The 14668-nt window shown below is 70.0% G+C and carries 10 protein-coding genes and 1 tRNA gene; 1 reads left to right on the forward strand and 10 read right to left on the reverse strand.

Annotation, left to right across the window (positions count from 1 at the left end):
- Positions 1-484 precede the first annotated feature (484 nt).
- The 5 genes from DFR50_RS10835 to DFR50_RS10855 are packed head-to-tail and all read right to left on the reverse strand — an operon-like array spanning position 485 to position 6424.
- Entirely contained in the window at positions 485-715 is a 231-nt protein-coding gene (locus tag DFR50_RS10835) for a formate dehydrogenase subunit delta (protein WP_245427616.1), read from the reverse strand.
- Complete coding sequence (fdhD, locus tag DFR50_RS10840) at positions 712-1542, reverse strand: formate dehydrogenase accessory sulfurtransferase FdhD (protein ID WP_113889216.1); 831 nt, start codon at positions 1540-1542, stop codon at positions 712-714. Before fdhD ends, DFR50_RS10835 begins: the two co-directional genes overlap by 4 nt.
- Complete coding sequence (fdhF, locus tag DFR50_RS10845; RefSeq protein WP_113889217.1) at positions 1529-4375, reverse strand: formate dehydrogenase subunit alpha; 2847 nt, start codon at positions 4373-4375, stop codon at positions 1529-1531. Before fdhF ends, fdhD begins: the two co-directional genes overlap by 14 nt.
- A gap of 10 nt (positions 4376-4385) precedes the next feature.
- Positions 4386-5945, reverse strand: coding sequence for a formate dehydrogenase beta subunit (locus tag DFR50_RS10850; protein ID WP_113889218.1), 1560 nt, complete (start codon positions 5943-5945; stop codon positions 4386-4388).
- The gene (locus tag DFR50_RS10855) at positions 5942-6424 is read right to left on the reverse strand and encodes an NAD(P)H-dependent oxidoreductase subunit E (protein WP_113889219.1); all 483 of its coding nucleotides are present in this window, start codon (positions 6422-6424) and stop codon (positions 5942-5944) included. The genes DFR50_RS10850 and DFR50_RS10855 overlap by 4 nt, the downstream gene beginning before the upstream one ends.
- A gap of 349 nt (positions 6425-6773) precedes the next feature.
- On the opposite strand from DFR50_RS10855, the gene DFR50_RS10860 reads away from it, so the two are divergent.
- A complete protein-coding gene (locus DFR50_RS10860) occupies positions 6774-7022 on the forward strand; it encodes a hypothetical protein (RefSeq protein WP_210208860.1) in 249 nt (82 codons plus the stop codon).
- A 515-nt stretch (positions 7023-7537) separates the two neighbouring features.
- Here the strand turns inward: DFR50_RS10860 and DFR50_RS10865 are convergent.
- The 5 genes from DFR50_RS10865 to DFR50_RS10890 form a co-directional block, all read right to left on the reverse strand.
- Positions 7538-10969 (reverse strand): adenylate/guanylate cyclase domain-containing protein, encoded by a 3432-nt coding sequence (locus tag DFR50_RS10865; protein WP_170153158.1) that lies wholly within the window; start codon positions 10967-10969, stop codon positions 7538-7540.
- 475 nt (positions 10970-11444) lie between these two features.
- Positions 11445-11538 (reverse strand) — tRNA-Ser (locus tag DFR50_RS10870).
- Positions 11539-11799: 261 nt separating this feature from the next.
- The gene (locus DFR50_RS10875) at positions 11800-12174 is read right to left on the reverse strand and encodes a histone (RefSeq protein ID WP_113889222.1); all 375 of its coding nucleotides are present in this window, start codon (positions 12172-12174) and stop codon (positions 11800-11802) included.
- 459 nt (positions 12175-12633) lie between these two features.
- Positions 12634-14121 (reverse strand): Asp-tRNA(Asn)/Glu-tRNA(Gln) amidotransferase subunit GatB, encoded by a 1488-nt coding sequence (gatB, locus tag DFR50_RS10885; protein ID WP_113889224.1) that lies wholly within the window; start codon positions 14119-14121, stop codon positions 12634-12636.
- Between the two features lie 85 nt (positions 14122-14206).
- The gene (locus tag DFR50_RS10890; protein WP_113889225.1) at positions 14207-14659 is read right to left on the reverse strand and encodes a hypothetical protein; all 453 of its coding nucleotides are present in this window, start codon (positions 14657-14659) and stop codon (positions 14207-14209) included.
- Between the last annotated feature and the right edge of the window lie 9 nt (positions 14660-14668).

A 14668-nucleotide genomic window follows, 5' to 3' on the forward strand; every position in this document is an offset into this window, starting at 1 on the left:
GTCGAAGGGTTGTGTTCACTGCGAGGACCCCGAACGGCGGAAGGTGTCCATCCCGTTCGTTGGTCGGACGACGGCTTTCTGAGAGTCTCCGCCCGCGCCGCGACCGATTCGGGACGCGTTGGCCGCCCCGGCTGTCTGAACATTGCCCCCGAAGGCGGGCGAGGCCGGCCGGAGGTTTGTTTGCGGAAAAACGGAAGTCGCGCTCTGGTCTCCTCATGAGAAGTCAAGGCAAAGCGCAAGGGGTTCCGACAGTCGCCGAACGGAGACGCCGTTCGCGAGCGGGAAGCGCACGACGTTAAAAATTCCGCGCGAGGTCGCGCGCAAGCCGTTGGAATCGCTTGTTTCGGACAAGAGAATCCAAGCAAATCCAAATGTCCGCAAGGGCGGGCTTCGCGGAAGCCTCGCCTCTGCCCGCGGAGGGGGCGGGGCAAATCCAAATTTCCGTAGCGGAAGGGCCGCGGTGAACGCCCCCGCAGCGCCCCGGTCAGCCCCGGCGCGCGCGCCGCAAAGTCTCGACGGCATGCGCGGCCGTCGGGTTCAGCCCGGCCGACGCCGTGTCCGCGACTGCGAGAAGCTCGTCGATCATCTTGGGCGTCCAGTAGGCGCTGAGGTGCGAGGCGGCGCCCGTGGTCGCCTCCTCGTCCGGCATGGCGGCGTAGAAGTCGCCGATCTGGTTCGCCATCCGCACGAGCTTGGCCGCCTTGCCCTCGGTCACGCCGCCATCTCCGCCTTCTCCCCGCCGCGACCGCAAAAGCTCAAGCCGCTGTCCTTGCGCGCGACGGCGACGACGGTCATGCCGAAGGCGCGGGCGCGCTCGAGCGCGAGCGAGGTCGGCGCCGACACGGAGACCAGCGTGCGCGCGCCGAAGATCGCCGCCTTGACGACCATCTCGAACGAGCAGCGGCTGGTGATGACGAAGAAGCCGTCGGCGGCGTCGGCGCCCGTGCGCCAGAGCGCGCCGATCGCCTTGTCGAGGGCGTTGTGGCGGCCGACGTCCTCGCGCACGAGCGCGATCGAACCATCGCGGGCGCACCAGGCGGCGGCGTGCACGGCGCGGGTCAGGGCGTTCAGCGGCTGGCGGCTGTCGAGCTCGGCCAGCGCCCGGCCGATCGACGCCGGCGCGACCGGCGGCGCCGGGCCGCGCGCGGGCAGGGGCCCCGGCATCTGGCTCAGGTCTTCGACGCCGCACAATCCGCAGCCCGTCCGCCCGCCGATCGCCCGCCTTCGGGCGAGATGCGCCTGGAGCCGCTCGCCCGACAGCGCCAGCGTCAGGCGGAAGGCGCCCTCGAGCGCCTCGCTCTCGACCCCCCGGATGTCCTCCGCCCGCTCGGCGAGACGTTCGGTCAGCGCGAAGCCGTAGGCGAAGTCGACGAGGTCCTGCGGCGTCGCCATCATCACCGCGAACGGCGCGCCGCCGACGACGATCTCGACCGGCGCCTCGACCGCGACCGTGCGCGCCGACGGCGGTCCGGGCGCGGTCCCGTCGTAGAAGATGGCGCGCGCCGCGGCCTCCGCGGTCGCGCAGCCTTCACTCGGCGGCATCGACGTGCGCCCCCTCGATGCGGCGCAGGCGGATCGCCTCGTCCCGATCCTGCTGCTGCCAGGCGGAGAGCGCATTGGTGCGCCGGACCTGGACGGCGGTGACCTTGTACTCGGGGCAGTTGGTCGCCCAGTCCGAATTGTCGGTCGTGACCACGTTGGCGCCGGTGATCGGGTGGTGGAAGGTCGTGTAGACGACGCCGGGCTGCACGCGCTCGCTGACCCGGGCCGGGAGCGCGATCTCGCCGGTCCGGCTTTGCACGGCGACGAGGTCGCCGTCGACGATGCCGCGCTCGTCGGCGTCGAAGGGATGGATCTCCACCACGTCCTCGGCGTGCCAGGCGACGTTGGCGGTGCGCCGCGTCTGCGCCCCGACATTGTACTGGCTTAAGGTTCGGCCGGTGGTCAGCAGCAGCGGGAACCGCGGCCCGACCCGCTCCTCGGTGGGCACGTATTCGGTCAGCATGAACTGCCCCTTGCCGCGCACGAAGCGGTCGACGTGCATGATCGGCGTGCCGGCCGGCGCGGCGTCGTTGCACGGCCACTGGATCGAGCCGAGCGCGTCGAGCCGCGCGTAGGACACGCCGCGGAAGGTCGGGGTCGTGGCGGCGATCTCGTCCATGATCGCGCTCGGATGGGCGTAGGGCATCGAGACGCCCATCGCTTGCGCAAGCGCGATGGTCGTCTCCCAGTCGGCCTTGCCGGCGAGCGGCTCGATCGCCTTGCGCACCCGGCTGATCCGCCGCTCGGCGTTGGTGAAGGTTCCGTCCTTCTCGAGGAAGGACGAACCCGGCAGGAACACATGGGCGTAGCGCGCGCTCTCGTTCAGAAACAGGTCCTGCACGATCACGCATTCCATCGCCTTGAGGCCGGCGGTGATGTGCTTGGTGTCCGGATCGGACTGGGCGATGTCCTCGCCCTGCAGGTAGAGGCCCTTGAACGCGCCCTCGATCGCCTCGTCCATCATGTTGGGGATGCGCAGGCCGGGCTCGCTGCTCAAGGCCACGCCCCACATCCGTTCGAACGTCTCGCGCGCGGCGTCGTCGGTCACGTGACGATAGCCCGAGAACTCGTGCGGGAAGGAGCCCATGTCGCACGAGCCCTGGACGTTGTTCTGGCCGCGCAGCGGGTTGACGCCGACCCCGTCGCGGCCGATGTTTCCCGTCGCCATGGCGAGGTTGGCGATCGCCATCACCGCCGTCGACCCTTGCGCGTGCTCGGTGACGCCGAGGCCGTAGTAGATGGCGCCATTGCCGCCGGTCGCATAGAGCCGCGCCGCCTTGCGCACCTCCGCGGGGTCGACGCCGGTCGCTTCGGCCACCGCCTCGGGCGCGTGGCGGTCCTCGGCGACGAAGCGCGCCCACGATTCGAAATTGCCGGCGTCGCAGCGCTCGGCGACGAAGGCCTCGTCGACCAGCCCCTCGGTGACGATGACGTGCGCCATCGCGGTGAGGACCGCGACGTTGGTTCCGGGCCGGAGCGCGAGGTGCTGATCCGCCGCGACATGCGGGCTTCTGACCAGATCGATCCGCCGCGGGTCGATCACGATCAGCCGGGCGCCGGCGCGAAGCCGCCTCTTCAGTCGCGCGGCGAACACCGGGTGCGCGTCGGTCGGGTTGGCGCCGATCACCATCACCACGTCCGCCTTGTCGACCGACTTGAAGTCCTGCGTGCCGGCCGAGGTTCCGTAGGCGCGCGACAGGCCGAAGCCGGTCGGGGCGTGGCAGACGCGGGCGCAGGTGTCGACGTTGTTGTTGCCGAAGCCGGCGCGCACCAGCTTCTGGACGAGGAACACCTCCTCGTTGGTGCAGCGCGACGAGCTGATGGCGCCGACCGCGTTGCGCCCGTGCTCGCTCTGGATGCGCCGGAGTTCGGACGCCGCGTAGCCGATCGCCTCGTCCCACGAAACCTCGCGCCACGGGTCCTCGATCCGCTTGCGGATCATCGGCTTCAGCATCCGGTCCTTGTGGGTGGCGTAGCCGTAGGCGAAGCGGCCCTTGACGCAGGAATGGCCGTCGTTCGCCCGGGCCCCCTTGTCGGGGACCATGCGCAGCACCGCGTCGCCCGCGAGTTCCGCCTTGAACCCGCAGCCGACGCCGCAATAGGCGCAGGTGGTGACGACCGTGCGCTCCGGCGTTCCCGTCGCGATCACCGTCTTCTCGTTCAGGGTCGCGGTCGGGCAGGCCTGCACGCAGGCGCCGCAGGACACGCATTCCGACGACAGGAAGTCGGCGCCGCCGGGCGACACCTTCGAGTCGAAGCCCCGGCCCAGAATCGTCAGCGCAAACGTCCCCTGGACCTCCGCGCAGGCGCGCACGCAGCGCGAGCACACGATGCATTTCGACGATTCGAAGGTGAAATAGGGGTTGGAGGCGTCGGTCGGCGCCGCGCGGTGGCTCGCGCCATCGGGACCGTAGCGGACGTCGCGCAGGCCGACAGCGCCGGCCTGGGTCTGCAACTCGCAGTCGCCGTTGGCGCTGCAGGTCAGGCAGTCGAGCGGATGATCGGAGATCGTGAGCTCCATCACGCCGCGGCGAAGCTTTTGCAGCCGCGGCGTCCGGGTGTGGACCACCATGCCGGCGTCGACGGGCGTCGTGCAGGAGGCGGGCGTTCCCCTGCGCCCCTCGATCTCGACCAGGCACAGACGGCAGGAGCCGAAGGCGGCCAGGCTGTCGGTGGCGCAGAGTTTCGGCACGGCGCGGTCGATCATGGCCGCGGCCGCCATGACCGAGGTTCCCGGGGGAACGCTCAACCGGCGGCCGTCGATCGTCAGCGTCACGGTCGCTTCGCCGGCGGGGAACGCGGTTCCGAAGTCGAGGTCTTGCATCAGAGCCATGGCGACGGTCCTATTCGGCGGCGGCGCCGAGGCGGCGCGCCTTGACGAAATCCTCGCCGAAATGGTCGAGGGCGCTCAGCACCGGCAGGGCCACGAGGCCGCCGAGCGCGCACAGCGAGCCGTCGGTCATCACCTCGCAGAGGTCGCGCACGAGCGCGACGTTGGTCTCCCGGTCCTGTCCGGCGATGATCCGGTCGATCGTCTCTGCGCCCCGGGTCGAGCCGATGCGGCAGGGCGTGCACTTGCCGCAGCTTTCCTTGGCGCAGAATGCGAAGGCGAACCGCGCCTGCCGCGCCATGTCGACGGTGTCGTCGAACACGACGACGCCGCCGTGGCCGAGCAGGCCGCCGGCGCGCGTCATGGCCTCGTAGTCGAGGGCCGTGTCGAGCAGCGCCGCCGGAAAATAGGCGCCGAGCGGCCCGCCGACCTGGACGGCGCGGATCGGCCGGCCGGACCGCGTTCCGCCGCCGAAATCCTCGACGAGCTGGCGCAGGGTCGGGCCGAAGGCGAGCTCGACCAGCCCGCCGAAGCGGACGTTGCCGGCGAGCTGGAAAGGCTGCGACCCGAGCGAGCGGCCGACGCCGTATTCGGCGTAGGCCTGCGATCCGTGCTCCAGAATCCACGGGGCGGAGGCGAAGCTCAGCATGTTGTTGATGACGGTCGGCTTGCCGAACAGGCCCGAGACGGCGGGCAGGGGCGGCTTCACCCGCACTTCGCCGCGCTTGCCTTCGAGGCTCTCCAGCATCGACGTCTCCTCGCCGCAGACATAGGCGCCGGCGCCGAGCCGAGCCTCGATGTCGAAGGCGTGGGACGCGCCCATCAGGCTCGCGCCGATGACGCCGGCCGCGCGCGCGCAGTCGAGGGCGCGGCTGAACACGTCGTAGGCGTGCGGATATTCGGAGCGGATGTAGACATAGCCCTTGTCGGCGCCGACGGCGAGGCTCGCGATCGCCATGCCCTCGATGACCAGGAAGGGATCGCCCTCCATCAGCATCCGGTCGGCGAAGGTCCCGCTGTCGCCCTCGTCGGCGTTGCAGACGATGTACTTCTGGTCGGACCGGACGCTGGCGACCGCGCCCCACTTGATTCCGGTCGGGAATCCGGCGCCGCCGCGGCCGCGAAGGCCCGAGGCGACGATCTCGTCGACGATCGACTCCGGCCTCAGCGCGAGGGCGCGCGCCAGCCCCTTGAGGCCGCCATGGGCGCGATAGTCCTCGATCGACAGCGGGTCGACGAGTCCGCAGCGCGCGAACACCAGACGCTGCTGGCGCGCGAGATAGGGGATCTCCGCGACGAGGCCGAGTCGTTTGCGGTGGTCGCCGCCGTTCAGGAACCCGGCGTCGAACAGCGCGGCCGCATCGGCGGGCGCGACCGGGCCGTAGCCGACCCGGCCCCGCGCGCTTTCGACCTCGACCAGCGGCTCGAGCCAGAACAGGCCGCGCGAGCCGGTGCGGACGATTTCGACCTCCACGCCTCGCGCCGCGGCCTCGCGCGCAATCGCACGGGCGACGGCGTCGGCGCCGACCGACAGGGCGGAGGAATCGCCCGGAACGAAAACCCGCGCGCTCAAACCGGCCCCCTGTCCGCGCCGGCGACCAGACGGTCGAGCGCGTCGCGATCGAGCCGGCCGACCGGCTCGCCGTCGATCAGCGCCGCCGGCGACAGCGCGCAATTGCCGAGGCAATAGACGGACTCGATGCGCAGGCCCCGGCTGTCGGCCTGCGCATCCGGCGCGAGCCCGTGCCGCTCGGCGAGATGGGCGACCAGATCTTCGCACCCCAGCGCCTGGCACGACTCGGCGCGGCAGAGCCTGAGGACGCGTCCGTGCGCCGGCGCGCGGCGGAAGTCGTGGTAGAAGCTGACGACGCCGAGCACCTCGGCTTTCGACAGGTTGAGCGACTCGGCCAGGATCGGGATCGCCGCGTCGTCGACGTAGCCGAACGCGGTCTGAAGGTCGTGCAGGATCGGCAGCAGGGCCCCGGGGACCGACTTCCTGCGATCGACGATGTCACGCGCAAGCTGGGCGTCGAAGGCCGCGGCGGCCGCCATTCCCGTTCCCTCCCGATGATCGCTGCGATTATCCCCCTTCTGGCCCGGTCCGGCAAATCGAACGTTCGGAAGGGGCGAGCTCATCTGTCGGAGCCCGCTCTGCTGCCCGAACGCGAACGCGCTGGCGCTCCGGATTTCCGGGCTGCGGCCTCGTGTGCGGCGGCGCGATCGCGAGCGAGACTCCGCGTCGCGACAAACGACCGCATTGTTTTTCTGTGTAAACTTCCCGATAATGGCGACGCGGGCGGCCACTTTTCAACGCCGGCAGGAACCAATCTTTCGTTATCCGCTTCCGCCGATCGCCATCGGGAGCAATGGGTCAGGCGTACGGGCCGGCCCCGAGGCAAGCGTGGTCAGAGGGATGACGAGCAACATCGAGATCGAGGCGGTTGAAAGGGTGCTGGCGAGACTGTTCGGGACGGAGTCCGCTGCACAGTCGTTCCGGCGCAACGAAGCGATCGAAATTCTCGAAGCGGCGAAGAGGGCGCGCCAGGCGATCGACGGCGCGACGCAGATCCCGCCGGCCTGCGGCGAGCGCCAGATCTGCCAGTGTCCGGTCTGCCAGCGAAGACACTGGCGGGCGACCGGCGACGCCTGACGATCTTTCCGGCAGGTTCGGCGGCCGGCGTGGTTGAATCGGGCGCGAACATCCCCGACCGCCAGCGGCGGCGCCCCACGCCCTGCTCACCGGCAGCAGGGTGCGAGTAGACCGCCGCCTCCAGCGCCGCTTCGCTCATGTCCGCGGGCGGCGGCCCGGCGAGGCCTCCGGTTTCCCCGCGCGTCCCAAGCAACCCGAGGTATCTCCCAAGATGGACGCCGAAGTACGCCGTCATCGCGAGCGACCCCCGGGTCGATGAGCCCGGGGGGAAGCGACCCAGGGGCCGTTGGGCTGCTGTTGCGGCTCCTTGCAAAATGGACGCAAACGGCGTCGTGGATCGCTTCGTCCCCCCGGGCTCTTCGACCCGGGGGTTGCTCCTCGCAATGACGGGGTTGGGAGTTACACTCGACGCGGGAATCGACGTAGACCTGCCGTTGCAAACAGCGACTGCAAACGGCGAGCGTAGCGATGTCAGCGGCCGCTGCCTCAAAGCGCATAGTTTGCCCGATGCGGTCCTAAGCCCAATCCTCGATCAGCGCCTGCGCCTCGGCGATCGCGGGCATTTCGGACGTCGGCGCAAAGCCCTCCAGCGCGTCGCTCAGAACTGCGTAGGCTTCGACGGGACGGCTGGTCGATTGGTAGAGCCTGGCGAGCGCGATGGAGACCAACAGCGTCTCCGAGCGCGCGCCCTGCGCGACCGACAGGAGCAGCGCATCGCGGTAGGCGGCTTCGGCGCCGGCGGCGTCCGCTTCGACCAGAACTTCGCCGCGCAGTCGCAGGAGCCAGCAGCGAACCCAGTCCTCGCCGGTCTCGTCCGCGATGGCGAGGCCCCGCGCGACCGCGGCCAACGCCTCGTCATGGCGTCCGAGGGTCCGCTCGACGTCCGCCAGAAGCGCCTTGCTGGTCGGCTGGTTGAGCTTGGCGCCGAGTTCGGCGTCGGTCTCGAGCCTGGCGCGGAAGGCCGCGGCGGCGTCGTGCTGGCCCAGGCGCACGCGCGCCCAGCCCGCGAGCTTTGCGCCCGCGGCGCGCCAGAACTTGAGTTCGTTCGTTTCCGCAAGCGTGAGCAGAGTCTCGGCCACCGGAAGGACGGCCGCCGCGCGACCGCCGCGCGCGCCGACCAGAGCGTCGTTGAAGAGCGCCGCGCATTGGGACGAAACCTGGCCCCACGTCGTCGCGCCATCGAGCGCCGCCTTGAACAGACGCCTGGATTCGTCGAATTCGCCGAGATACCAGATCGTGTGACCGAGCGTTGCTTGCGCGAAGCACAGGAGGTCCGTGCCGAAAATCGCCAGCAACTCCTGGTCGAGCTGCGCTCCGCTCTCCGCGATCACCGTCCTCAGGTCCGCGGCGGCGCCGGCGAAATCGGCCGCCATGAGCTTGAGGAACGCGATCGTGCGACGAGCGTAGAGCGCGTGTCCCGCAAGGCCAAGCGCTTCGGCCTCTTTCCGGAATCGTTCAGCCCCGGCGCGCGCGGCGCGGCCGTCGCCACGCATCATGTCGGCGGAAATGCGGCCATAAAGGACGGTCCAGTCGCGAGGCGTCCTGATCGCGCCGGCATGGACTTCCGCCCTCGCCAGCGCCGCCTTCGTCTCCTCGGCGCCGAAGCCCTTGGTCATCATCGAGGCCAGGGCGTAACCCGCATGGACCTTGGCGCGCGCCTCGCGCGAGTCGCGATCGACCTGCGGGGACGCCCGGTCACGCGCCTTGTCCGCCATCTCGATCGCCTTGCCGAGGTGGGCGATCGCCTCCTGGAAGGCGGAGCGGCGGAGCGCCGCGTCGCCGGCCTTGCCCCACCATTCCACCGCTGACTCGGTGTCGCCGGCTTGCGTGAAATGATGCGCAACGAGTTCCGGCTGCGGTTCGAGCGCGGCGAGAAGCGCCTCAGCCGCCCGGCGGTGCAGCGCCTGCCGGCGGATTTTCAAAAGGCTCTCGTAGGCGGCGTCCTGGATCAGCGCGTGCTTGAAGCGATAGGCAGCGTCGGGGGCGTGGCCTTCGACGAACAGGAGGTCCGCCTCCGCGAGCTTGTCGAGGGCGGATTGCAGGGCGGCTTCGGTAAGGGCGCCGCCGCGTTGTAGGGCGGGGTCGGCGACCCCGCCGCCGCGGTCAGCGACCGCGGCCACAGGGTTGATCGCGGCTACAGACCGCAACATCCCATAGGAAAAATCGCGGCCCAGCACCGCGCCGATCTGCGCGACCTCGCGCGCTTCGCCGAGGCGATCAAGCCGGGCCGCAAGCGACTGCTGGAGGGTCGGCGGGATCGCCTGGGCGCCGCCCCGTGCGCCGCCTTCGAGCAGGAGGCGCGTCACCTCCTCGACGAACAGCGGCACGCCTCCGGTACGGTCGGTCACGCCGTCCATGACCTCGTTCGACAGCGCATGCCGCTCGGCGATCGTCCCGACCATTTTGCGGATCTCGGCGCGGTCGAGCGGCACGAGCGAGACGACGCCGTGATGCGAACGCGTCGCCCAGGGCGCGCGGAACTCCGGACGGGCCGTGGCCACGATGAACAACGGGGCCGCCGCGCCGCGGTCGACCAGTGTCTTCATGAGATCGAGCGTGGTCGGGTCGGCCCAGTGGAGGTCCTCGAAAGCCAGCACGAGGGGTTGCGCGCGGGCGCCGGAGACAATCCAGGCGGCCAGGGCGGCGAGCTGACGGCGGCGCACTTCCTCCGGCGCCCGTCTTGGCGCGCGGGCCTCGGGAACCGGGATGTCGAGCAGAGGCGCGACGAGGGCCGCGGTCTCGCCCGCGTCCAGCTTCGCGCGCCCGAGCGCCTCCTCGAGGTCGGCGAGGCGCTTGTCCGCCGGAACGTCGGCCCCGCCGAAACGCAGCCGGCCCCATTCGGCGAGCGGATGGAGCGGCGTGTTCTGCAGGAGTTGCGACGTGGCCCACTCGACCCAGGTGCAGGGCGTCTCGCCGAGGCGGGCGCGGAACTCTTCGACGAGTCTCGACTTGCCGAGACCGGGCTCGCCGACGACCTGGACGAACTGGCCCTCGCCGCCCCGCGCGCGCTCCCACCGGCGCAGGAGCAAGGCGAGGTCCTCCTCGCGGCCGACGAACGGGGTGAGCGACCTCGCGCCGCCCCGCCGCGCGCCGCTGCTCGCGCGCACGAGGCGATAGAGGATTGGCCGGCCGGAAACGCCCTTGAGGTCGTGCGGTCCCTTGTCCTCGGCGACGAAGCGGCCCGCGATGTGGCGCTGCACAGCGGCGGTGACGAGCGCAGTTCCGGGCGCCGCAGCGGCCTGGGTCCGCGCAGCGACGTTGGGCGCCTCGCCGAACACCTCGCCGGTGGCGTCGACCACGACGGGCCCCATGTCGAGGCCGATGCGCGCCGAGAGTCTCGGCAGGCCCCTGATCTCATTTCGCGCGTTCAGCGCATCGAGCGCGGCGAGGATCGCGAGTGCGGCGAGCGCGGCGCGCTCGGCGTCGTTCTCCTGCGCGCTCGGGTAGCCGAACAGCGCCATGAGGCCGTCGCCCAGTTTCTTCAGCACATGGCCGCCGAAATGGACGACGGCCTCCGAAGCGGCGTCGAGATAGGCGCCGACGAGGTCGCGCCAGTCCTCGGCGTCGAGCTTCGCCGCCAGCGCCGTCGAGCCGACGAGATCGCAGAACATCACCGTCACAGGGCGGCGCTCGGCGGCGATGTCGGCGGACTTCTGGGGCGGCGAGGGGGGAGAGTGAAGCGAACCGGCCGGCGGCGGCTCGGGCGGGAGGGTCGTGTCGGACGCGGTCTTGGGCTCGGTCCGAAGGGCGGCGATTGCGTCGAGCAATTTGCGCCTGTGGCCGACGGCGGCGACGCCGACCTCCTTCAGGTCCTCGGCCGTCAGGCTCGGCAGGACGTCTCCGTCGATCGCGTTGTCCCTGAATCCAACTTCGTACTGACCGAGACCGAGGTTCTTGAGCCAAGCCCCGACGTCCACGATCGTCCCCACCTTGCGCCAACCGATCATCGCTGGCGTTCCCAAGTCTGTAAAGCGAATGAAGCTGGGACCCCACCCCATGTCCGCTGATGGCGCGATCCTGCGGCGCCCGAGCGAAAGGGAAGAGAGGGGCCTCGATTGGTCACGTTCGCCAGGCCGCACCAGGACCCGAGGAGGCCGCGACATTTGCAGCGGTCTGGGCAAATTCGATTTGCGGACCGATCGTAACCGCCAAGCCTAGGGGCGCCTTGGGAATGACGGGCGGTCGTCGACGCCGAGGCGGGCGATGACGCTTCCCGGCCGTCCTCGCGAGGAGCCCGAAGGGCGACGCGGCGATCCAGGGGCCGCCTGCGCCAACGTCGAAGCGCGGCGACGCGGGGCATACGGCAGATCTTGGCCGCGCCCCCTTGGATCGCCGCGTCGCTTCGCTCCTCGCGATGACGGCGGCTTGGGAGTTACGACCGATTCCGACACCCAGCTTAAGTTCTTGATTTTCTGATCGTAATGGCGGAGACGCAGGGATTCGAACCCTGGATAGGGCTTTACAACCCTATAACGGTTTAGCAAACCGCCGCCTTCAGCCTCTCGGCCACGTCTCCACGAGGTGCGGACATATGCCCGACGCGTTCGCTCATTGCAAGCGGGCCGGGCGAAAATCCTCGCCGCGCGTCCGGCCCCCACGGCGACGGCCGGGGCTTCATCCTCCGCCTGATCATCCTCGGCGACACGGGTTACGCTCCGGCCGGACGAGCGGGGACCGCGGTGAACCAGGAACGGGCGGCGGCGCCGGTCGAACCCGCGCGCGAACGCGGGCTCCGGACGCGGCCGACTCGGAAGCAGCCGGTCGAGGTCGGATCCGCTTATTCGCTGGTCGGCGGCGTGTCGCCGGGCGCGGTCGGCGAAACGACCGGCTCCGCCGTCTTGCGCCGCGCCGGGGCGCGCTTTGCGACGTCGGTCTTCTTGGCCCCCGCCTTTTTTGTCGCGGTCTTGGCTGCGGCGGTCTTCGCTGCGGTCGTCTTGGCGGCGGTGTTCGTGGCCGGCGGCTTGCGCGCCGTCGTCTTGGCGGCAGTTGTCGAGGCGTCGGTCTTCTTGGCCGCGGTCTCCTTCACCGCACTCTTGCGCGCGGTCTGCTTGGCGGCGGCCTTGCGCACAGTCTTCTTCGCCGCGGCTTCCTTGGCGGGCTTCTTCGTAGCGGCGGTCTTCTTCGACGGCTTCGTGCCTGCTGCTTTCGCCATGGTTCGCGTTCCTTGTCGATCGTCCCATTTTCCCGCTTTTGAAAGCTCCGCACGAACGCGAGCCTTGTCAAGTCCCTATCGACAGGCGCGCGCGTTCGGAGCGCTGCGGCGAGCGGTCTCGCGACGGATTCGGCGTTCGATTTCGCGCGCCCGACGGCGGCCGCCGCAACGCAGGCTCGGCGCCGCCGTCGAACGGCCGTCGACGTCGTCGATCCGCGCTCAGCCCTTGCTTTCAGCCGGATTCGGGACCCTGCGCCGCGCGAAACGCAGCCGCACGCCGTTCGAACAGGCGCTTCCCTTCAGGACGTCCGCCGGCTTTCCGTCGCGCGGGCGAGCGTCCATCGCCTTGTCTTTGCGCCACCGTCGCAAAACCGCCGCGCCAGCCCGGAGGAGCGGCGCGGCGAGCCAGCGCGTCGACAGCGAAAGCGGCGAATCGCAGCCTGCGATTCGCGGGCGCCGCTAAAGTCCCAGCCGCGTCTTCAGCGCGTCGCTGACCGCCTGCGGATTGGCCTTGCCGCCGGTCGCCTTCATCACCTGGCCGACGAACCAGCCGAGCATGCCGGGCTTGGCTCGCGCCTGCTCGGCCTTGTCGGGATTGGCGGCGATGACCGCGCCGACCGCGGCGTCGATCGCGCCGGTGTCGGTCACCTGGCGCAGGCCGCGCGCCTCCACCAGCGCGCGCGGGTCGGCGCCGCGGTCGGGCCCGAGCAGCATGACCAGCAGGTCCTTGGCGATCTTGCCGGAGATCACGCCCTCGCAGATCAGGTCGACGAGGGTCGCGAGCGACGCGGCGGAGAGGCCCGCGTCGGCGACGCCGACGCCCTGCGCGTTGGCCTGCGCCGAGAGGTCGCCCATCAGCCAGTTCGCCACCGCCTTGGCGTCGCGTTGCGCGCCGCCGTGGTTGACGGCGCTCTCGAAGAAGTCGGCGGTCTCGCGTTCGGCGACGATCACCGCGGCGTCGTAGGCGGAGAGCCCGTAGTCGGCGATCAAGCGCGCCTTCTTGGCGTCCGGCAACTCGGGCAGGAAGGCGGCGAGCGCGTCGATCCATTCGCCGTCGAGTTCGAGCGGCAAGAGATCGGGGTCGGGGAAGTAGCGATAGTCGTGCGCCTCTTCCTTGGAGCGCATCGAGCGCGTCTCGCCGCGCGCGGGATCGAACAGCCTGGTTTCCTGCTGGATCGTTCCGCCGTCCTCGATGATCTCGATCTGGCGGCGCGCCTCGGTGTCGATCGCCTGGCCGATGAAGCGGATCGAGTTGACGTTCTTGATCTCGCAGCGGGTGCCGAGCGGTTCGCCCGGCCGGCGCACCGATACGTTGACGTCGGCGCGCAGGCTGCCCTTCTCCATGTCGCCGTCGCACGAGCCGATGTAGCGCAGGATCGTGCGCAGCTTGCCGACATAGGCCTTGGCCTCGTCGGCCGAGCGCAGGTCGGGCTTGGAGACGATCTCCATCAGCGCCACGCCCGAGCGGTTGAGGTCGACGAAGCTCATGGTCGGCGACTGGTCGTGCAGCGACTTGCCCGCGTCCTGCTCGAGATGCAGGCGCTCGATGCCGACCCGGATCGCGTAGTCCGGCGTCAGGTCGACCTGGATCTCGCCTTCGCCGACGATCGGGCTCTTGTACTGCGAGATCTGATAGCCCTGCGGCAGGTCGGGGTAGAAGTAGTTCTTGCGGTCGAAGGTCGAGCGCTTGTTGATCTGCGCCTTCAGCGCCAGCCCGGTGCGCACCGCCTGCGCCACGCACTCGCGGTTGATCACCGGCAGCATGCCCGGCATCGCCGCGTCGACCAGCGACACATGCGTGTTGGGTTCGCCGCCGAACTCGGTCGAGGCGCCGGAAAAGAGTTTTGCCCGCGACGTCACCTGGGCGTGGACCTCGAGGCCGATCACGGTCTCCCAGTCGCCCGTCGCGCCCTTGAGGAGTTTGGCGTTGCCGGTCTGAACGGTCATGGCGTCCCCGTCTGTCGGTTGTCGATCGCGGCCCTGCGGCCCTGGTGTGTCCGCCCCGGGGGCCCGGCTGGCGACAGCGGCGCCGTCATCGCCCCACCACGTGGTCGCGATAGCGCCGCCAGCCGTCGAAGCCCTCGGTCAGCGCAGCGTAGAGTTCGTCCGCGTCGCCGACATGGATGACCGGCTGACTCTTCCTGAGGTCCTTCGGCAGATCCGTGTCCTTCGTCTCCTCGACGAGGCATGTGATGCCCGGAGCAATCACCGTCGCCTGTCCGGCGACGGCCGCCTCGTACAGGAAACGGGCCGCGACGGGCGTGAAACCGCGAAAGGCGAACATCGGCCCATCGAACGGTTCCGAGCCGTCGAGGGGAGCCGAGTAGATCTCGATTTCGAGGCCGTCCCGCAGCTTGCAGTCGTATCCATGTTCCTTTCGCTGCAGCGTTTCGCAATAGCGCTCGAACACGGCGAGGACGGGTTTGGGATCGACGGGCGGCCAGAGTTCGTTTTCGAAGTGCACGAAATAGACGTCCCAGCTCATCGCGGGCTC

It is taken from the genome of Roseiarcus fermentans, from assembly GCF_003315135.1.
Lineage (GTDB): Bacteria > Pseudomonadota > Alphaproteobacteria > Rhizobiales > Beijerinckiaceae > Roseiarcus > Roseiarcus fermentans.

Coding starts and splice junctions, on each gene's coding strand:
- DFR50_RS10875 (WP_113889222.1), bottom strand. CDS start 12,174: ATGGCGAAAGCAGCAGGCACGAAGCCGTCGAAGAAGACCGCCGCTACG.
- DFR50_RS10865 (WP_170153158.1), bottom strand. CDS start 10,969: ATGATCGGTTGGCGCAAGGTGGGGACGATCGTGGACGTCGGGGCTTGG.
- fdhD (WP_113889216.1), bottom strand. CDS start 1,542: ATGCCGCCGAGTGAAGGCTGCGCGACCGCGGAGGCCGCGGCGCGCGCC.
- DFR50_RS10890 (WP_113889225.1), bottom strand. CDS start 14,659: ATGAGCTGGGACGTCTATTTCGTGCACTTCGAAAACGAACTCTGGCCG.
- gatB (WP_113889224.1), bottom strand. CDS start 14,121: ATGACCGTTCAGACCGGCAACGCCAAACTCCTCAAGGGCGCGACGGGC.
- fdhF (WP_113889217.1), bottom strand. CDS start 4,375: ATGGCTCTGATGCAAGACCTCGACTTCGGAACCGCGTTCCCCGCCGGC.
- DFR50_RS10855 (WP_113889219.1), bottom strand. CDS start 6,424: ATGGCGGCCGCCGCGGCCTTCGACGCCCAGCTTGCGCGTGACATCGTC.